Below are 18,568 nucleotides of genomic sequence, written 5' to 3' on the forward strand. Positions count from 1 at the left end.
CACCCCGGAGGACCCGACCCCATGCAATCCCAGCTCGAACGCCTCAACGACGCGCTTGCGCCGTACCCGTGGGCCTACACCGTGACCGTGCTCGCCGGCCTGCTGCTGCTGGCCTGGTTGGCCAACTTCCTCACCAAGCGGATCCTGCTGCGTGGCCTGGGACAGCTGCTGCAGCGCACCGCGCTGGGCGGCGCGCAGCACGACCAGCAGGTGCGCCTGCAGGTGATCCCGCGGCTGGCCAACGTGGTGCCGGCGCTGGTGATCTCGGCCGGCATCTCGCTGGTGCCCGACCTGCCGCCGCAGCTGGTCGGGGTGGTCAAGGCGCTGTGCCAGGTGTTCGTGGTGGTGACCATCGCGCTGGCGGTGTCGAAGGTGCTCGACGCCATCAACCGGACCTACGAGCGACGCCCCGACGCGCACAACCGGCCGATCAAGGGTTATTTCCAGGTCGCCAAGATCATCATGTTCGTGCTGGTCGGCATCTCCGTGGTGGCCACGCTGATCGGTGCGGAATTCCTGCACATCGTCACCGGCCTGGGCGCGATGACCGCGGTGCTGCTGCTGATCTTCCAGGACACCATCCTGTCGCTGGTGGCCAGCGTGCAGATCAGTAACGACGGCCGTGTGCGCATCGGCGACTGGATCGAGATGCCCAGCCAGGATGCCGACGGCGACGTCATCGACATCGCGCTGCACACCATCACCGTGCGCAACTGGGACCGCACCGTGACCACGGTGCCGACCAAGAAGCTGGTCAGCGACGCGTTCAAGAACTGGCGGCAGATGTCGGAAGGCGGCGGCCGCCGGATCAAGCGTGCACTGCATCTCGACCAGCGCAGCGTGCGCTTCCTGGAGCCCGACGAGATCGCGCGCTTCCGCCGCTTCAACCTTCTCGACGACTATCTCGATCGCAAGGAGCAGGAGCTGCGCGAGTGGAACGCGACCCTGGCCGGGCGCGGTGCCGAGCCGGTCAACCATCGCCGGGTGACCAACCTCGGGACCTTCCGCGCCTACGTCGAGCACTACCTGCGCCATCACTCCGGCATCAACCAGGAGCTCACCCTGCTGGTCCGGCAGCTGCAGCCGACCGAGGCCGGGCTGCCGCTGGAGATCTACTGCTTCACCGCCGACACCCGCTGGGCCGTCTACGAGGGCATCCAGTCCGACATCTTCGACCATCTGCTGGCGATCCTTCCGGAGTTCGGGCTGAGCGTGTTCCAGGCCCACAGCGATGCCGCGGTGGAAGTGCGGCTGCGCCAGCTCGACGGTGACGGTGATGCGGCACGGCCGGCGCGGGCGTTCGCGCCGGCGCAACCCCCGCTGGATGCAGCCGGGGACCGCTGAGGCATCGCGCCCGCGCCGCCGCTGCGCGATCATGGCGCCCCGATCCGGAGCGCCCCATGCCGCATCTCGCCTGCCTGAGCCTCGGCAGCAACGTCGAACCCGAGCGTCACCTCGCCGCCGCGGTGCGCGCACTGCGTGCGGAGTTCGGCGACGTGGTGCTGTCCACGTTCTACCGCACCCGCGCGGTGGGCTTCGACGGGCCGGATTTCGTCAACGCCGCCGCCGTCCTGCGCACCACGCTCGACGTGCACGCGCTCGACGCCTGGCTGCATGCACTGGAGGACGCGCACGGCCGCGACCGCAGTGGCCCGCGCTACGGCAACCGCAACCTCGACATCGACATCGTGCTGTTCGACGACCTGGTGATCGCCGGGCCGGGGCGGCTGCGGCTGCCGCGGTCGGACCTGCGCCACGCCTTCGTGCTGCGGCCGCTGGCGGAAATCGCGCCGGATATCGTCGAGCCGGTGAGCGGGCGCACGCTGGCCGCGCTGTGGAACGACTCGTCCGAACGCGGGCTGGCGATGGAACCGGTGGTGCTGCCCGCATGAACGGTACGCCGCACGTGGCGGGCGTTGCGCTCGCCGCAGCCGGATAGGCCAGGCCGCATCCGTATACGCGGCCACCGGGGGCGCGGGACAGGGCGTGTGTGCATGCGGGCTGCAGCGTGCGCGTGTCCGCGCGATGTCGCGCACACGCGGATGATCGCGGTCACATCGCCCGCGCGCCATCGTCCTGGTGACTTCCGGCGCTTGCCCGTGCTGGCGGCACCGGCGCAGGATTTCCGTACGTCGACAGATGGAGGTGGGCCATGCTGGAGAAGTTTCAGCGCAGCTGGGCGCTGGTGAAGGCGAGCGCGGCGGTGCTGCGTTCCGACAAGGAGCTGATGCTGTTCCCGGTGATCTCGGGCATGTGCACGCTGGTGGTGCTGGCGACGTTCCTGCTGCCGATGTCGGTGTTCGGTGGCTTCTCCGGCAGCTGGGGCTTCGGCGCGATCGCGGTCGGGCTGCTGTTCTACTTCTGCCAGTACAGCGTGATCATCTTCTTCAATTGCGCGCTGGTGGCGGCGGCGATGATCCGCCTCGACGGCGGCGATCCGGGCCTGGGTGACGGCCTGCGCGCGGCCCGCGCGCGACTGCCGGCGATCCTGGGCTATGCGGCGATCGCCGCGACCGTGGGCGTGCTGCTGCAGTCGCTGCGCAACCGCGAGGGCAACGTGCTCGTCCGCCTGTTCGGCGGCCTGCTCGGCGCGGCGTGGACCCTGGCCACGTTCCTGGTGGTGCCGGTGCTGGTCAGCCGTGATGTCGGGCCGATCGAGGCACTGAAGGAAAGCGTGCGCCTGCTCAAGCGCACCTGGGGCGAGAACGCCATCGGCAACGTCGGCATCGGGGCCGCGTTCGGCCTGATCAGCACGGTCACGATCGTTGCCGGCATCGCGCTGACGGTGCTGGCGGCCAAGGCCTGGCTGGGCCTGGCGATCCTGGTGGGCGGGCTGTTCGCGATCGCGGTGCTGCTGCTGGGCGTGGTGCAGTCGGCGCTGGGCGGCGTGTATTCGGCGGTGCTCTACCGCTATGCCAACACCGGCGAGGCGCCCGCTGGCTTCCAGCCGGCAGCCCTGGAGCAGGCGTTCCGCGCGCGCGGCTGAGTGTCTGTGCCGGCGGGCCGTGCGTCGCGCGCGGCTGGCAGATCGCGATGAAGGCCGCTCCCACCGGCCGCGCCCGCAGGTGGCTCCCGCGCGTCACCCGCGGGCCTGCCTTCGCAGGCCGTGGCCTCAGCCGGCGACCAGCCGCCCGCCGTCCACGCGCAGGCTCTCGCCGGTCAGATAGGTCGCGTCGCGCAGCAGCCACAGCACCGCGCCGGCGACCTCGTCGGGGGTGCCGGTGCGCGCCAGCGGCGTGCGCGCGAGCATCGACTGCTGGCGTGCGGGGTCGTCATCGCCGGCACCGTCGCCCCAGAGGATCGCGCCGGGGGCCACGCTGTTGACCCGCACCTGCGGTGCCAGGTCCAGCGCCAGCGAGCGCGTCGCCGCTTCCAGCGCCGCCTTGGCCATGCAGTACAGCGCGTGGTCGGCGCGCGGATGGCGGGCGTAGATGTCGGTCATGTTGACGATCGCGCCGCGGGCCGCGCGCAGGTGCGGTGCCGCCGCCTGGGCAAGGAAGAACGGCGCCTGCGCGTTGCTGGCGAACAGCCGGTCCCAGTCGCCTGTGGTGGCCGCAGCCAGCGGCGTGGCGAAGTAGGACGAGGCGTTGTTGACCAGCGCATCGAGGCGACCGAAGCGCGCCACTGTCTTCTCGACCAGCGCGGGCAGGCGCCCGGTGTCGGCCAGTTCCGCCTGCAGCGCGAGCGTGCTGCCCGGACGTGCGGCTTCCAGGTCGGCCAGCAGCGTGTCCAGCTCCGGCCGCTGGCTGCGGTAGTGCAGGGCGAGGTCGTAGCCGGCCGCATGCAGGCGCCGGGCGATCGCATTGCCGAGGCGGTGCGCGCTGCCGGTGACGAGGGCGACGGGGGCGGGGCGGTCGGTCATGGCGATCGGCAGCGGCGACGGCCCGACACCATAACCGCCCGTCCGGCGGGCGTGCAGGCGGCCTCGCTTATCCTGTAGCCCGCCTTCGTGAAGCCAGCCGATGCCAGACCTGCACGCCCACCTGCCCGACGCCGCCCTCGCGCTCAGCGCCCGGCTGCAGGGACTGATCCGCGACGAGATCCACGCCACGCCGGGCCGTGCGATCCCGTTCTACCGCTTCATGGAGCTGGCGCTGTACACGCCCGGCCTGGGGTATTACAGCGCCGGCATGGCCAAGTTCGGCGCCGAGGGCGATTTCGTCACCGCACCGGAACTGGGCACGCTGTTCGCCGGGGCGGTGGCCGATGCGCTGGCACCGGTACTGCGCCAGCTCGGCGCCGATGCCCAGTTCGTCGAGATCGGCGGCGGCAGCGGCCGTTTCGCCGAACACGCGATCCGTCGCCTGGTCGCGCTCGACACGCTGCCCGCGCGCTACGCCATCCTCGAGCCCAGCGCGGACCTGCGCGAGCGCCAGCGCGACCACCTGCAGCGCGTGCTGCCTGCCGAGGCATTCGCGCGCGTGGCCTGGCTCGACGGCCCGCTGCAGGAGCCGTGGCGCGGCGTGCTGTTCGCCAACGAGGTGATCGACGCGCTGCCAACACCGCGCTTCACCATCCGCGACGGTGAAGTCTTCGAGGAGCACGTCACGGTCGATGCGGACGGCGCATTCGCCATCACCGACCGCCCGGCGGATGCGCTGCTCGCCGCGGCCGTGCGCCATGTCGAACGCCAGCTGGACACCCCGTTCGCCGAGGGCTACCGCTCCGAACTGCTGCCGCAACTGCCGTACTGGATCCAGGCGGTGATCGGCGGGCTGGATGCCGGCGCGATGCTGTTCGTGGACTACGGCCACGCGCGCCGCGACTACTACCGCCCCGAGCGCCGCGACGGCACGCTGCGCGCGTTCAGCCGCCACCGCGTGGGCAGCGATGTGCTGGCGCGTCCGGGATTGCAGGACCTCACCGCGTCGGTGGATTTCACTGCGCTGGCCGAGGCCGGCACCGGGGCCGGCTTCGATTTCGCCGGCTACTGCAACCAGGCCAGCTTCCTGCTCGGCAACGGCATCGACCGCCTGCTGGTCGACCTCGAGGCGGAGGCCGGCGACGAGGCCGCGCGCTACCGGCTGCGCCAGGAGGTCAAGCAGCTGACCCATCCCGACGCGATGGGCGAGCGCTTCCAGGTGATGGGTTTCGCCCGCGACGTCGACCTCGACCACGCTTTCCTCGCCGGTGACCTGAGCCACCGGCTGTGAGCCGGCTGCGCCCGGGCCGCCCGCTGAAACCGTTCCGCCGCCCGTGGCTGTGGGCGGGGCTGTGGATCGCGGCGATCGCCACGGTACTGGTGGCGTCACTGTCGCCGGCGCCGCCGCTGCCGCCGGTCGACAACAGCGACAAGCTCGGCCACTTCCTCGCCTATGCAGTGCTGGCGATCGGCGCGGTGCAGCTGTACGCGCGCTGGGCGTCACTGCTGGGTGCCGGGATCGGCCTGGTGCTGCTGGGCATCGGCATCGAATACGCGCAGGGCACCCTCACCGCGACCCGCATGGGGGATCCGGCCGACGCACTCGCCAACACCCTGGGCGTCATCGCCGGGCTGGCAACGCGGCTGACGCCATGGCGCGATGCGCTGCTGCGGTTCGACGGCGGGCGTCGCTAGCTGTGATCTCTCAGTAGGTTGTTCATCCGGGGTGATCCCGGAAGACTGGAGGTGCGAATCAGCCACCCCTCCAGGAGCCCCGGATGAACCTGCATAAACATGCCCGTCTTACGCCTCGCGGTCGAGCCCTTCTGGTGGAGCGGGTGATCGACCAAGGCCTGCGGGTCGAGGAAGCTGCGCACGCGGCGGGCGTGAGCGTCAGGACCGCATACAAGTGGCTACGCCGCTTTCGCGAGGAAGGCTGGGCCGGCTTGGATGATCGGTCATCGCGACCGCATCGGTGCCCGCATGCCACACCGCCATCGGTGGCCGCAGAGGTGACCGCTCTGCGTCGTCAGCGTCAGACCTACCGCCAGATCTCATTGGCTTTGCCTGTCGGCCTCAGCACCATTGCCCGGCTGATGCGCCGCGCCGGGCTGCACCGGCTGGCCGAGCTTGAGCCGGCGCGCCCGGATAACCGCTACGAGTATCACCAGGCCGGGGACCTGTTGCATCTGGACATCAAGAAGCTGGGCCGCTTCTGGCGCCCTGGCCATCGGATCACGGGCGATCGCCAAGGCGCGTCCGAGGGCGCAGGCTGGGAGTTCGTCCACCTTGCCATCGACGATCACTCACGGGTCGCCTTCGGCACCATCGAAGGCGATGAGCGCGGATCCAGCGCTTGCCGCGCACTGCTTCAAGCCTTGCGCTACTACCGCGGTCTGGGAGTCACTTTCACCCGGGTGATGACCGACAACGGTGCCTGCTACAAGTCCCGGCGCTTCTGCCGGCTCCTGCGCCGCCTGGGCCTGCGCCATCTGCGCACGCGACCCTACACCCCGCGGACCAACGGCAAGGCCGAACGCCTGGTCCAGACCGCTTTGCGCGAATGGGCCTATGCCTGTTCCTACGACAGCTCGGAGCAGCGCCGGCACGCTCTTCCTCGCTGGCTGCACCAGTACAACTGGCACCGGCCGCACGCCAGCCTTGGCTACCAACCCCCAATCAGCCGCATCCAGCTTCCACTGAACAACGTCCTGGGTTTACACAGCTAGCCGGGCTGCTTGCGCCGGCCGGGGGACCAGCGGCACGAGGTCGCCCGCCATCAGCGATGCACCCCGGGTTGCGCATGGCGCGCCGGGCGTCCGCCCGCCCATCCGCGATCGCGCGGACTTGCTACGCTGCGCGGCCCTGCAGCCGCCTGTCCCCCCATGCACGCACCCGCCATCGTCCACGCCATCCCCGACGCGCTGCGCGCCACGCAGCGACTGGCCTGGACGCGCGCGGCCACCGGTGAACCGGCGCTGGAGCTGCAGCGCGCATCGATGGATGCGGGCTTCCGCAGCTACTGGCGCACCCGGGGCGCGGGCCCCGGCCGCATCGTCATGGATTCGCCGCCCGACCTCGAGGACGTGCGGCCGTGGCTCGAGGTGCGTGACCTGCTCGACGCCGGCGGTGTGCGCGTGCCGCGCGTCGATGCGCGCGATGTCGACGCCGGCTTCCTGCTGCTGGAAGACCTCGGCGGCGACACCTGCCTGCAGGCGCTGGCGCGGCTGGATGCCGATGCGCTGATGGAGGCCGCGTTCGACCAGCTGCTGCGCGTGCAGGCGGTCGCGCCGCCCGCGCACCTGCCGGCCTACGACGCGCCGATGCTGCTGCGCGAACTGGCGCTGTTCGACGACTGGTTCCTCGGCCGCCACCTCGGCGTTGAACTCGATGCCGACGAACGCGCCGCGCTCGACGGGGTGAAGGCGCTACTGGTCGACGCGATGCTGGCGCAGCCGCAGGTGCTGGTGCACCGCGACTACATGTTGCGCAACCTGATGCCGGTGGCCGACGGCGTGGCGGTGCTCGATTTCCAGGATGCGGTGCGCGGGCCCGTCGCCTACGACCCGGTATGCCTGCTGCGCGATGCCTTCCACAGCTGGCCGGAAGCGCGTGTGGAAGGCTGGCTGGCGCGCTACCACGCGCGCGCGCTGGCCGCCGGCCTCCCGGTGCCCGCGCGCGAACGCTTCCTTCGCGATGCGGCGCTGACCGGCGTGCAGCGCCACCTCAAGGTCATGGGGATCTTCGCGCGGCTGCACCACCGCGATGGCAAGCCAAAATACCTGGTCGACGCACCGCGCTTCCTCGGCTATCTCGATGTGGTGATCCCGCAGTATCCGGAACTCGCACCGCTGGGCGTGCTGCTCGACCGCCATGTGCGGCCGCGGCTGGCCGGCGCAACAAGGTCCGCATAATCCGCGGGGCAGCATTCCGCGCGGGCCCATCAGGTTGGGCGGCGACAGGAACGCGCCAGCCCGGCCCCTTACGCGTGGCGCAACGGATCGCACGGGCGCCCTGCACGACACCGCCACCGGCCGTGCGCGATCGTCCGTGACGACACACGCCCGTAGCGAGGCCACGATGGTCGATCTCTTTAGCAACATCCCGCAGCCGAAGCACGGCATCCGCACCGGCATGGGTGGCTGGACCTTCGTGCCCTGGCGCGACAACTTCTATCCGAAGGGCCTGGTGCAGCGGCGCGAGCTGGAATTCGCCAGCCGCCAGGTCACCGCGATCGAGATCAACGGCACGTTCTATGGGCCGCAGAAGCCGGCCACGTTCGCGCGCTGGCGCTCGGAAACCCCGGAAGGCTTCCTGTTCGCGCTGAAGGCACCCAAGCAGATCGTCGAATCACGCCGGCTGGCGGAAACCGGCGCACGCATCGATGGCTTCATCCACGGCGGCATCGCCGAGCTGGGTGACCGGCTGGGCCCGCTGCTGTGGCAGCTGGCGCCGCGGCGTGCGTTCGACCGCGACGATCTCGCCGCCTTCCTCGACCTGCTGCCGCGCACGCTCGACGGCAGGCCATTGCGGCATGTGCTGGAGGTGCGCAACCCGGACTTCATGTGCGCGGAGTACCTGGCACTCGCGCGCGACCAGGGCGTGGCTACGGTGTTCACCGATTCACCGGCGTATCCGTCGTTCGCCGACATCACCGGCGACTTCGTCTATGCGCGGCTGATGCACAGCCGCGACGAGGTGGCCAACGGCTATCCGGATGCCGAGCTTGACGCCTGGGCGCAGCGCGCACGCACCTGGGCCGCCGGCGGGGAACCCGACGACCTGCCGCGGGTCGAGCCGGCCGCGAAGCGCAAGGCGTCGCCGCGCGAGGTGTTCGTGTTCTTCATCGGCGCGGCCAAGGCGCGCAACCCCGCCGCGGCCATGGCGCTGCAGCAGCGGCTGTAGCCTCGGCGATCCGCCAGGTCGCGTGCGCGACCACATGAGCCCGGCGCGCCGCGCGTGCAGGGGCCAGGCTGGCATGGCCCACGCCGTCGCCGGGACAAGGCGGAAGCATCGCGATGGGCGTATCGATCCGCCTGTCCGGTACAGCCCGCTATCGGATGGCGGCTTTGCCGCCCTCAGCGCGCTGCACGTTCCCCGTTGATCCGCGCGTCGAGGGCGGCCCCGGCGGCGTCCGCATAGCCGCGGCAGTCGAGTTCGCGCTCGCGTGCGGGGGTGGCGTCATAACGCCAGCCGCTGGCGTCCGGGTGCGGTGTCAGCAGCAGGTCGCAGGGCAGGGCGCGCAGGGTGGCGATGCTGCGGCGGAAGTCCTCGACGATGCGCGGGTAGCGCGGGTTTCCGACCAGCCGGTAGCCGGGTGCGCTCAGGCTGTCGGCATAGACAATGCGTACCGGCGCGCCGTCGCTGCCGATGTCGGTCCAGCTCCAGCTCATGCTGCCGGGTGTGTGGCCGGGGGTGAAATGCACCTGCAGCTGCAGTTCGCCGAGCGTGAGGGTTTCGCCGTCCTGCAACAGGCGGTCGACCTGCAGCGGGTGATAGAGCATGCCGTCGCCGAAATGCAGGTCATCGGCGCCGCCACGTGCCAGCAGCGCGGCCGACTCGGCATTGCTGGCCACGCGCGCGCCGGTGGCGCGCTTGACCGCCGCCAGCGGGCCGACATGGTCCGCGTGCGCCTGGCTGTGCACGATCCACTTCACGTCCGACGGCTGCAGCCCCAGCGCGGCGATGTTGGCCAGCAGGTGGTCGGCGGCCTGCGGCATGCCGCCGTCGATGAGGATCGCGCCGTCGTTGCCGGCCACCAGCAGCGCGCTCAGGCCGGCGGTACCGATCTGCCAGGTGTTCTGCGCGATGCTCACCGGCGCGAGCGGCTTCCGCCAGGCCTCGCGCACCTCGTACGCACGCAGCTGTGGCAAGGGTCCGGCCGCGTGCGCACTGGCGGGTGCGAGCAGGGCGATGCAGGCGAATGCGGGGAACAGGCGGTGCAGGGTCATGGGTGTATCGGTCCGAGCCGGGGTCAGGTGCACAGTGTGCCGACCGGCGCACTGCTGTCGCCAATCCCGGGACTGGTGGAGATTCGCGAAAGCAGCCCCGGAAGGACCTTCCGAAAACCGATCCATGCGTCGTTAACGAAGACGGTCTGGACACGCAGCGTGATTGCGGGGGAAATCGCATTCCGTTCGGGAACGGTGCTTCTGCAGGCTCCGGGGCAATCGACCGTGCCGGGTGTTCGTGCGGCCGCGGGCCGCTTCGTTGTGGCCCGCGCTGCCCGTCGCGCACACCGGGGGGCGTGCTCCCCCGGCCGGAGTCCGCGTCCGGCTACCACGGCCGGCCACCGGCCATCCATGGCCGGCTGGGAGCACACCCCCCGGTGCACGCGACGGGCGCTGGCGTCCGCGGGCTTCGGTGCCGGGATCAACAGCGCGACCCGCGCGGGTCTTCGTCCTGGATCCTGATCTTCGTCCCGTCTCGACGACAGGTCGGGCCCGCCGTGGATGCAGGGGGATGTCCAGAGCCGGCCATGGATGGCCGGCGGCCGGATGTGGGAGCAGGACGCGGAGATATCCGGCTGGACATCCCCCTGCGTCCGCGGTGGGCTACCGGGACATCACGGATGCCCCGTTCGATCGGGAGAAGATCCGGAAGACGCCACGCCAGTGGGAGCAGGACGCGGAAATATCCGGCTGGACATCCCCTGTCGCCGTAGGTGCGCGACCCGGACCGATGTTCCATCGATCGCGAGAAAAGCCCGGAAGCAGCCCGGCAGTGATTGGTCCGGCGGCATCGGGACCGACCCGGCGGTGCCGCCCGCTACGCTGGCGACGGTGCACGCGCATGCCCGATCGCGGCGACCCGGGCCCGCGCCAGGGCCTCGCCGATCGCGGGTCCGGTCATGCCCTCGCGCACCACGTCGCGCGCCTGCACCGCGCGGGCGGCGTCCAGCAGGCGCAGCAGTTCGCCCGCCTGCGGGTAGGGCACGTCTTCCAGGCCCAGGCGGCCGCGCTTGTCGGCCTCGCAGACGGTGGCCAGCCGGGCGATGCGCTCGGGCTTGCGGAACGCATCGCACCGCTCCAGCAGCGTATGCACGGTGCGGTCGCGCAGCTCGAACAGGCGATGCACGTTGAGGTGCTCGCGGCAGGCCATCACCGCCAGCTCGCGATGCGCGGACGGCACCTTGAGTCGCTCGCACAGGCTCAGCAGCGGTTTCACCCCGCGCTGCTCGTGGCCGATGTGCTTCGGCCATTCCGCCGGCGGCGTCAGTGCCTTGCCGAGATCGTGGGTCATCGCCGCGAACCCGACCACCGCATCCCCCGGTGCAAGCTGCGCCGCCATGTCGCAGACCATCCCGGTGTGGACGCCGGTGTCGATCTCGGGGTGGTATTCCGCGCGCTGCGGCACGCCGTACAGCGCATCCACCTCCGGCAGCACCACCGCGAGCGCGCCGCTGTCGCGCAGCGTCTGCAGGAAGGCGGACGGCTGTGCGTAGGCGAGCGCACGCGACAGTTCCTGCCACACGCGCTCGGGCACCAGGTCGGCAAGCTCGCCGCCGGCGGCCATTGCGCGCATGAGCGCCAGCGTCTCCCCGGCCACGCGGAAACCCAGCGGTGCGAAGCGCGCCATGAAGCGCGCGGCGCGCAGTACCCGCAGGGGATCCTCGACGAACGCCGGGCCGACATGGCGCAGCACCCGCGCCTCGAGGTCGCGCGCGCCGCCGAACGGATCCACCAGGCGGCCGTCGGCATCCTCGGCGATCGCGTTGATGGTGAAGTCGCGGCGTTCGAGGTCCTGCTCCAGCGTCACCGATGCGTCGGCCTGCACCACGAAGCCGCGATAGCCGCGCCCGGACTTGCGCTCGGTGCGCGCCAGCGCATGTTCCTCAGCGGTATCGGGATGCAGGAACACCGGGAAATCACGCCCCACCGGGCGGAAGCCCGCGGCCTCCATGGCTTCGGGCGTGCTGCCGACGACGACGAAGTCGCGGTCGCCCGGCGGCAACCCCAGCAGGCGGTCGCGCACCGCGCCGCCGACGAGATAGGTCTTCATCGACTGATGTCCCGGTCGTTCAACGGGTCGACAGCTTAGGCGATGGCCCCGACCGGGGCGATCGGGTCATGGCCCGCAGGGCGCCTGCGCGCAGCCTGTGCGAGCAGCACTGGGTGCGGGCCTCTCGCAGCGACGTCGCTCTCCGGCAGGCTCCTTCGCGCGCAAGCGCGCTACCGCCGATCGCATGGCTCAGGCCGGGCACGCGAACGGCTTGCGCGGTGCGTCCACGCGACCCTGCATGCGCTCGCTGACCGGCACCGCCGCGCCATGCAGCCGCCAGTCGTAGATCACGCTGAAGGCCAGCACGCGCGCCACGTACTCGCGCGTCTCGCGGTAGCTGATGGTCTCGATCCACAGGTCGGGGTCCATGCCCGGGCGCTGTTCCATCCAGCGTCGCGTCGGCGCGGGGCCGGCGTTGTAGGCGGCGATGGCGACATAGGGCAGGCCATAGCGCTCCTTCATCTCGCGCAGGTAGGCGGTGCCCAGGCGGATCGACACTGCCGCGTCGTAGAGGCTCTCCGCGCCGCCCCAGGGCTCGCCCAGGCGCCGCGCCACCGCCTGCCCGGTGGCGGGGATCACCTGCATCAGCCCGCGTGCATCGGCGGGCGAACGCGCGCGCGGGTTGAAGGTGCTCTCGGCGCGGATCTCGGCCGCGATCCACGCCGGGTCGAGGTTGTGGCGGCGCGCCTCTGCGCGGATCAGGTCGTCATGGTGCAGCGGGAAGCGCAGCGTGTAATAGCGGGTCTCCTCGGGCTGCCGGCCGAGCGAGAACACCGCGCGGTCGAACCAGCCGTGGTCCTGCGCCACCGCCACCGCGATGCGACGCTCGGCATCGCTGAAGGTCTCCAGCGCGGCGTTCCATTCGCGCGTCGCCCAGCCGGGGCGGTCGGCGCCGAACAGCGCCATCGCGCGCACCATCTCCGGGCGGTTGGCGACGCGCGCGCGCGCGGCAGCGTCGGCAGGCAGTTCCAGGGGACACAGCGCATACGGTTGCCCCAGGCGGTCGGCGGCCAGGAAACCGTGGAAGGTGGCCTCGCCCGCGGCGCGCGTAAGCTGCGTGCGCGCGGCCTGCGCCTCGCCCAGCAATTCGTGCATGCGCCCGGCGAAATAGGTCCAGCGCGAATCATTGCGCTGCGTCGGCGGCATGCGCTGGATCGCGGCGAGCGCGGTCTTCCAGTCGGAGCGGGTGATCGCCTCGCGCACCTGCCATTCGTGCAGGCGCTCGTCGTAGGCGGCCATGGGTACTGCCGCGAGCCGTTCGGCCGAGCGCGGCAGGTAGGACGCGACCGTCCACAGCGCGATCTGGTGCAGCACGCGCCCGCGTTCGCTGTCGTCGAAACCCAGCGCCTGGGCGAGTGCGGGCAGTCGCGCTTCGGCGGCGTCCGGGTCCTCGCGCCCCAGCTTCGCCAGTCCGTGCGAAGCCACCAACCGGCTGCGTGGTGTCTTCGGCCACAGCAGCGCACGGTTGTGTGGCGCCTGTACGAAGGCGGCATAGTCCTCGGCCAGCGCACGTTCGCCCCCGGACAGCCCGGCTGCGGCGCTGCGCATCACCGCCGGGTTCCATTCCGCTGCGGCCAGTTCCAGCCGCTGCCAGCGCAGCGCGGGGGTCAGGCTGCCGCGCGTGGTGGCGGCCGCGAACGGCGCATCGCACTCGTCGGGCAGCGAGTTGCCGCTGCTGGTCCAGATCGCCGCCACCTCCTGGTCCCAGCGGGCATCCGCCGCGCCCAGGCGCTGGCGGGCATCGAGTTCGATGCAACGCAGCGCGGTGTTGTCGATGGTGGGCGCCCACGCCGCGCGGATCCCGGCCCAGTCCTGGCGACGGTGCAGCGCACGCAGCCACTCCTCGCGGAACACCTCGGCCACCGCCTGCCCGCGGTAGCGCTGCATGAAGGCGTCGGCCTGGGACGCCGGCAGCGTGGCGAGATTGCGGCGCAGGGCGGTGAACTCCACCCAGCCGTAGGCCGGATGGCCGCTCATGTGCGCCGGTACGGTCTGGCCACGCGCGGCGGCTGCGAACGCGCCCCGCAGCCCGGCATCGGCGGCCGGTTGCGCATGCGTTGCGGTGACGGACAGTGCCAGCAGGACGAACGCGAGCACACGGGACGGATGACGTAAACATGGGATGCGCGACATCCGCCGGACTATAGCCAAGCCGCGATGAAGCGCGTTGATGCCGCGCACACGCACCGTCGCGTGCGCGCTGGGCTAACCTCCTGCGCACCGCCGCTGCCACGAGTGCCACATGCTGACGATGCTGCTGTTCTTCCTCGCGCTCGGCGCCGTGGCCGGGGTGCTTGCCGGGCTGCTCGGCATCGGTGGTGGGCTGGTGCTGGTGGCGGCGCTGGCGTGGTTCCTGCCGTTGCATGGCGTGCCCAGGGAGGTGGCCATGCATGCGGCACTCGCCAGTTCGATGGCCAGCATCATCCTCACCGCGACGTCGTCGGCGTGGTCGCACCACCGCCGCGGCGGCGTGCTGTGGTCGACCGTGGCGTGGCTGGTGCCCGGCATCCTGGTGGGTGCGTGGTTCGGCAGCCGCTTCGCGATCGGCCTGGATGGCGAGGTGCTGAAGTGGTGCGTGGCCGGCTACTGCTTCGTGGTCGGCACGCAGATGGCGCTGTCGCGCGCGCGCAAGGGAAGTGGCCGCGGCGACATCGCGCCGCGCGGTGCGCCGATGGTGGCCGCCGGCGGCGGCATCGGCGCGGTATCGGCGGTGGTCGGCATCGGCGGCGGCAGCATGACCGTGCCACTGCTGGTGTGGCTGGGCGTCGCCCCGGTACGCGCGGTGGGCACGTCGTCGGCCTGCGGCGTGTTCATCGGCCTGTCGGCGGCCGCGGGCTACGCCCTGCAGGCGCCCGCCGGCGCCCTGCCTGCGCACGCGGTCGGCTACGTCTATCTGCCTGCGGCGATCGGCGTCGCGGTGGCCTCGGTCCTGGCCGCGCCGCTGGGCACGCGGCTGGCGCATGCCATCAGCGGCGCCGCGCTCAAGCGCGTGTTCGCGGGCTTCCTGTTCCTGGTCGGCCTGAGCCTGGTGCTCTGGTAGCCGGCGGTGATGCAGGTCGGCGAACACTCCGGCAACCAGGCGCAGCTCGACCTGCTGGCGCGGCTGCTGGAGGCCGCCGCGCGGCGTGAACTGCCGGTCTGGCTGGGCGGCGGCTGGGCCATCGACGCGCGGCTGGGCCGCATCACCCGCGCGCATGACGATCTCGACCTGACGTATCCGGCCGCGCGCCATGACGAGTTCGTCGAACTGATCGGAAGCCTTGGCGCGAAGGTCACCGAGATCACCGGTTACGGCTTTCTTGCCGACTGCGGCGGGGTGCTGCTCGACTGCGAGCCCGCGCACTGGACCGGCACCGCCTGGGAGGTGGAGGGCACGCCGCCCGGCTCCTGTCCGGATGCAACCGAAGGCTCGCTGGCCGGCCTGCGCATGCGCTGCAACAGCTGGGCGGCGATCCTGTGGGACTACTTCCATTACGCCGATGAGTCGCCGCAGGCGCAGTGGCCGGCCAGGCACGTGCACTCGTACGGGCTCGCCTGCGCGGCAGTCGGGGCTGCGGAGGTGGCGCGGTTGCGCGCGCACTTCGACGCCGGGCGGAACAGCCCATCGCGGCAGGACCACTGACGTACAGCGGCGGAAACCGGCCGCGCACGACCATTGCGGCGGCCGATCAGTGACGCAAGTCACAGTTCAGTTTTAACGCTTTGGTTACAACGGGTCGCCGCGGATGGACAGGGGCATCGGCGGCAACCTTCGTCCATGGAGAGAACGATGATGTTGCCGACCCCCTCACGGCTGGCCCGCGCGGTCCAGCTCAGCCTGCTGCTCGCCCTGCCCGCCACCGCCGCCGCGCAGGATGCGCGCCCGGCGTCCACCACCCCCGACACCCGCACCCTCGACGCCGTCCAGGTCACCGGCACGCGCATCCGACGCGCCGAACTCGAGGGTGAGGTGCCGGTGCACACGGTCACCCGTGCCGACATCGAGCGTAGCGGCCTCACCTCGATCGGCGACGTGGTGCAGCAGCTCACCGGCTCCGGTTCGGCGCTCAATACCAAGTTCAACTCGTCGGGCAACTTCGGCTTCCCGCCGGATGGCAGCGGCGTGGGCGCCGGTTCGGCGCAGGTCGACCTGCGGCACCTGGGCTCCAAGCGGGTGCTGGTGCTGGTCGACGGCATCCGCTGGGTCAACGAATCCTCGGCGTCCGGCGTGGGCGCGGCCACCGACCTCAACACCATTCCGCTGGCGATCGTCGACCGCATCGAGGTGCTGGAGGACGGGGCCTCATCGCTGTACGGCTCGGATGCGATCGCCGGCGTGGTCAATATCATCACCCGCCGCGATTTCGACGGCGCCCAGGTGACGCTGAACTACGGCGAGTTCGACGAGGGCGACGGCGCCAGCAAGGGCGTGGACCTCGCCTGGGGCCGCACCACCGAGCGCAGCAGCCTGTTCCTGTCGCTCAGCCACACCGACCAGGACGTGGTCTACGCGCGCGACCGCGAGCAGTCGCGCTTCCCGGTGCCGGGCACCGGCGTGGCGCTGGGCAGTTCGGGCATTCCCGCCGGCCGCTTCTGGTTACGTGACCCGAACACCGGGGTCTCACTGGACCTGGTGCCCAACGCCGGCGTCACCGATCCGCTCTACAACCCCGCGCAGACCGGCTGCACGCGCACCGACGGCTTCCACTGTTTCGGCCTCGCCGACCGCTTCAACTTCGCCGAATACAACCTGCTGCTCACGCCGTCGAAGCGCAGCGGCGCCTTCGGCCAGTTCCGTTTCGACATCAGCCCGGAACTGCAGTGGTATGCGAAGGCGCTGATCAACCGCCGCGAGTCCACCAACCAGGCGGCACCGGAGCCGATCTTCCTCGGTCCCGAAGGCGCCACCGGCAATCCGCTGGCCGACAACATCACCATCTCCGCGCGCAACCCGTACAACCCGTTCGGGTTCGACCTGGTGTCCGGTGAAAACCTGTTTCTGGTCGGGCGCCGGCCGCTGGAAGGCGGGGCGCGCGTGTTCGAGCAGAAGGTCGACACCCAGTATGTGGGCACCGGCCTGGTCGGCAGCTTCGAGGCCGGCAACTCGCTGTGGTTCTGGGACGTCAACGCCGCCTGGTCGCGCAACAAGGCGCGCCAGACCAACCGCGGCAGCTACAACATCTTCAATATCGCGCTCGCGCTGGGCGATCCCGACGCCTGCGCGGCAGTGGCCGGTTGCGTGCCGCTCGACATCTTCGGCGCCGGCACCATCACCCCGCAGATGCTCGGCTGGATCCAGCCGCTGGTGCGCGACGAAAGCCAGAACGAACTGCGCCTGGCCTCGGCCAACATCTCCGGCGAGCTGTTCGAGCTGCCGGCAGGCCGCATCGGCATGGCCGCCGGTTACGAGTTCCGCGAGTACAAGGGCTGGTACCAGCCCGATCCGCTCACCGTGCGCGGCCACTACAACGGCGTGCCGTCGCTGCCGACCGCGGGCAGCTACGACGTCAACGAGGTGTTCGTCGAGCTCGACGTGCCGATCTTCGGCGAGGGCGTGCTCGGCCAGAGCCTCAACCTCAACGTCGCCGGCCGCTACTCCGACTACTCGACCTTCGGCGGCGAGTTCACGCCGAAGTACGGCCTGCGCTGGCAGGTGAGCGAGGACTTCCTGCTGCGCGCGACCTATGCCGAAGGCTTCCGTGCGCCGTCGATCGGCGAGCTGTTCGGTTCCGACAGCCGCTTCGATGCGCAGCTGATCGATCCCTGTTCCGAGCCGTTCCTGGATGCATCGGTGGAATCCAACTGCCGCGCGCTGGGGGTGCCGGCCGGGTTCGCGCAGGTCAACCCGCAGATCTCGATCACCACCGGCGGCAACCGCGAACTCGAGCCGGAGCGTGCGCGCAGCTTCACCACCGGCTTCGTCTGGAGTCCGTGGTTCGCGGCGAATTCGTCATGGGCGGACCGTTTCGATGTCGAGGTGACCTTCTACCGCCACGACATCCAGGGCCCGATCCAGGCGCTGTCGGCGCAGACCCAGCTCGACCTCTGCGTGCGCACGCTCGACGAGGCCTATTGCGATGGCATCGGCCGTGCCGCCACCGGCGGCATCAACGCCTTCAACAACCGCCTGACCAACCTCGGCTCTATCAAGACCGACGGCTGGGACGTGGACTTCTACTGGACGCTGCCCGAAACCGCCGCCGGGCGCTTCGCCTTCGGCTGGCAGAACACCTTCGTCGGCCGCTACGAGGCGGTGGGTGGCGCCGGCCAGCTGCAGCCGCGGCGCCCGGGCATCGAGGTCGAGGACAGTGCGATCCCGGAATGGGCCAGCACCGCGTCGCTGGACTGGACCCGCGAAGCGTGGAATGCATCGTGGACGCTGCGCCACGTGTCGGACCTGGTCGAGGACTGCGGCAATGCGGTGACGTTCCCGGTGTGCAGCGATCCGGCCAGCGGCACCAACCGGCTCGGCTCGACCACCTTCCACGACCTGCAGGCCGGCTACCGCTTCGACTGGCAGCAGGGCCTGACGCTCACCGCGGGCCTCAACAACGTGTTCGCCAAGGATCCGCCGATCTGCCTGTCGTGCTCGCTCAACGGCTACGACGCCTCGACCTACGACATGCCCGGCAGCCGGTTCTGGTACCTGCGTGCGGACCTGAGGTTCTGACGGTCGGCTGCATCCCTTTCCCCGCGCGCGGGAGAGGCGCATGCCTTGACCCTTCT

Annotated in this window: 15 protein-coding genes; 11 read left to right on the forward strand and 4 right to left on the reverse strand. The window is 70.8% G+C overall.

Going from position 1 to position 18,568, the window contains the following annotated elements:
* Positions 1 to 21 precede the first annotated feature (21 nt).
* The 3 genes from ERL55_RS01400 to ERL55_RS01410 all read left to right on the forward strand — a co-directional run bounded on the left by ERL55_RS01400 (position 22) and on the right by ERL55_RS01410 (position 2,986).
* A complete protein-coding gene (locus tag ERL55_RS01400; RefSeq protein ID WP_129134834.1) occupies positions 22 to 1,344 on the forward strand; it encodes a mechanosensitive ion channel domain-containing protein in 1,323 nt (440 codons plus the stop codon).
* A 56-nt stretch (positions 1,345 to 1,400) separates the two neighbouring features.
* Positions 1,401 to 1,892 (forward strand): 2-amino-4-hydroxy-6-hydroxymethyldihydropteridine diphosphokinase, encoded by a 492-nt coding sequence (gene folK, locus ERL55_RS01405; RefSeq protein WP_129134835.1) that lies wholly within the window; start codon positions 1,401 to 1,403, stop codon positions 1,890 to 1,892.
* Positions 1,893 to 2,152: 260 nt separating this feature from the next.
* Positions 2,153 to 2,986: a DUF6159 family protein gene (locus tag ERL55_RS01410; RefSeq protein WP_129134836.1), complete on the forward strand. Its 834-nt coding sequence runs from the start codon at positions 2,153 to 2,155 to the stop codon at positions 2,984 to 2,986.
* Between the two features lie 126 nt (positions 2,987 to 3,112).
* Here ERL55_RS01410 and ERL55_RS01415 read toward each other — a convergent pair whose 3' ends face one another.
* Positions 3,113 to 3,862 carry a pteridine reductase gene (locus ERL55_RS01415; protein ID WP_129134837.1) on the reverse strand — a complete coding sequence of 250 codons (750 nt, stop codon included), beginning with the start codon at positions 3,860 to 3,862 and terminating at the stop codon, positions 3,113 to 3,115.
* A 100-nt stretch (positions 3,863 to 3,962) separates the two neighbouring features.
* On the opposite strand from ERL55_RS01415, the gene ERL55_RS01420 reads away from it, so the two are divergent.
* The 5 genes from ERL55_RS01420 (at position 3,963) to ERL55_RS01440 (ending at position 8,767) form a co-directional block, all read left to right on the forward strand.
* The gene (locus tag ERL55_RS01420) at positions 3,963 to 5,153 is read left to right on the forward strand and encodes an SAM-dependent methyltransferase (RefSeq protein ID WP_129134838.1); all 1,191 of its coding nucleotides are present in this window, start codon (positions 3,963 to 3,965) and stop codon (positions 5,151 to 5,153) included.
* A complete protein-coding gene (locus ERL55_RS01425) occupies positions 5,150 to 5,557 on the forward strand; it encodes a VanZ family protein (protein ID WP_241685805.1) in 408 nt (135 codons plus the stop codon). Before ERL55_RS01420 ends, ERL55_RS01425 begins: the two co-directional genes overlap by 4 nt.
* 83 nt (positions 5,558 to 5,640) lie before the next feature.
* Complete coding sequence (locus ERL55_RS01430) at positions 5,641 to 6,591, forward strand: IS481 family transposase (RefSeq protein ID WP_129134839.1); 951 nt, start codon at positions 5,641 to 5,643, stop codon at positions 6,589 to 6,591.
* A gap of 156 nt (positions 6,592 to 6,747) precedes the next feature.
* Positions 6,748 to 7,776, forward strand: a complete 1,029-nt coding sequence (locus ERL55_RS01435; protein WP_129134840.1) for a phosphotransferase — start codon at positions 6,748 to 6,750, stop codon at positions 7,774 to 7,776.
* Positions 7,777 to 7,942: 166 nt separating this feature from the next.
* Complete coding sequence (locus tag ERL55_RS01440; RefSeq protein WP_129137145.1) at positions 7,943 to 8,767, forward strand: DUF72 domain-containing protein; 825 nt, start codon at positions 7,943 to 7,945, stop codon at positions 8,765 to 8,767.
* A gap of 173 nt (positions 8,768 to 8,940) precedes the next feature.
* Here the strand turns inward: ERL55_RS01440 and bla are convergent, their stop codons facing one another.
* From bla to ERL55_RS01455, 3 genes are all read right to left on the reverse strand, one after another.
* Positions 8,941 to 9,813 carry a subclass B3 metallo-beta-lactamase gene (gene bla, locus ERL55_RS01445; protein ID WP_129134841.1) on the reverse strand — a complete coding sequence of 291 codons (873 nt, stop codon included), beginning with the start codon at positions 9,811 to 9,813 and terminating at the stop codon, positions 8,941 to 8,943.
* Between the two features lie 817 nt (positions 9,814 to 10,630).
* Positions 10,631 to 11,863 (reverse strand): multifunctional CCA addition/repair protein, encoded by a 1,233-nt coding sequence (locus tag ERL55_RS01450; RefSeq protein WP_129134842.1) that lies wholly within the window; start codon positions 11,861 to 11,863, stop codon positions 10,631 to 10,633.
* 189 nt (positions 11,864 to 12,052) lie between these two features.
* Entirely contained in the window at positions 12,053 to 13,960 is a 1,908-nt protein-coding gene (locus ERL55_RS01455) for a lytic transglycosylase domain-containing protein (RefSeq protein ID WP_241685806.1), read from the reverse strand.
* Positions 13,961 to 14,105: 145 nt separating this feature from the next.
* On the opposite strand from ERL55_RS01455, the gene ERL55_RS01460 reads away from it, so the two are divergent.
* The 3 genes from ERL55_RS01460 to ERL55_RS01470 all read left to right on the forward strand — a co-directional run bounded on the left by ERL55_RS01460 (position 14,106) and on the right by ERL55_RS01470 (position 18,512).
* Positions 14,106 to 14,903, forward strand: coding sequence for a sulfite exporter TauE/SafE family protein (locus ERL55_RS01460; protein WP_164972086.1), 798 nt, complete (start codon positions 14,106 to 14,108; stop codon positions 14,901 to 14,903).
* 9 nt (positions 14,904 to 14,912) lie between these two features.
* Entirely contained in the window at positions 14,913 to 15,485 is a 573-nt protein-coding gene (locus ERL55_RS01465) for an aminoglycoside nucleotidyltransferase ANT(2'')-Ia (RefSeq protein ID WP_129137147.1), read from the forward strand.
* Positions 15,486 to 15,620: 135 nt separating this feature from the next.
* A complete protein-coding gene (locus tag ERL55_RS01470) occupies positions 15,621 to 18,512 on the forward strand; it encodes a TonB-dependent receptor (protein ID WP_129134844.1) in 2,892 nt (963 codons plus the stop codon).
* Positions 18,513 to 18,568: the final 56 nt, after the last annotated feature.

Source organism: Luteimonas sp. YGD11-2 (genome assembly GCF_004118975.1).
GTDB lineage: Bacteria > Pseudomonadota > Gammaproteobacteria > Xanthomonadales > Xanthomonadaceae > Luteimonas > Luteimonas muca.

Excerpts from the sequence above, each read along its gene's own strand:
- ERL55_RS01400 (WP_129134834.1), top strand. The coding sequence starts at position 22 with ATGCAATCCCAGCTCGAACGCCTCAACGACGCGCTTGCGCCGTACCCG.
- folK (WP_129134835.1), top strand. The coding sequence starts at position 1,401 with ATGCCGCATCTCGCCTGCCTGAGCCTCGGCAGCAACGTCGAACCCGAG.
- ERL55_RS01410 (WP_129134836.1), top strand. The coding sequence starts at position 2,153 with ATGCTGGAGAAGTTTCAGCGCAGCTGGGCGCTGGTGAAGGCGAGCGCG.
- ERL55_RS01415 (WP_129134837.1), bottom strand. The coding sequence starts at position 3,862 with ATGACCGACCGCCCCGCCCCCGTCGCCCTCGTCACCGGCAGCGCGCAC.
- ERL55_RS01420 (WP_129134838.1), top strand. The coding sequence starts at position 3,963 with ATGCCAGACCTGCACGCCCACCTGCCCGACGCCGCCCTCGCGCTCAGC.
- ERL55_RS01430 (WP_129134839.1), top strand. The coding sequence starts at position 5,641 with ATGAACCTGCATAAACATGCCCGTCTTACGCCTCGCGGTCGAGCCCTT.
- ERL55_RS01435 (WP_129134840.1), top strand. The coding sequence starts at position 6,748 with ATGCACGCACCCGCCATCGTCCACGCCATCCCCGACGCGCTGCGCGCC.
- ERL55_RS01440 (WP_129137145.1), top strand. The coding sequence starts at position 7,943 with ATGGTCGATCTCTTTAGCAACATCCCGCAGCCGAAGCACGGCATCCGC.
- bla (WP_129134841.1), bottom strand. The coding sequence starts at position 9,813 with ATGACCCTGCACCGCCTGTTCCCCGCATTCGCCTGCATCGCCCTGCTC.
- ERL55_RS01450 (WP_129134842.1), bottom strand. The coding sequence starts at position 11,863 with ATGAAGACCTATCTCGTCGGCGGCGCGGTGCGCGACCGCCTGCTGGGG.
- ERL55_RS01460 (WP_164972086.1), top strand. The coding sequence starts at position 14,106 with ATGCTGACGATGCTGCTGTTCTTCCTCGCGCTCGGCGCCGTGGCCGGG.
- ERL55_RS01465 (WP_129137147.1), top strand. The coding sequence starts at position 14,913 with ATGCAGGTCGGCGAACACTCCGGCAACCAGGCGCAGCTCGACCTGCTG.
- ERL55_RS01470 (WP_129134844.1), top strand. The coding sequence starts at position 15,621 with ATGGAGAGAACGATGATGTTGCCGACCCCCTCACGGCTGGCCCGCGCG.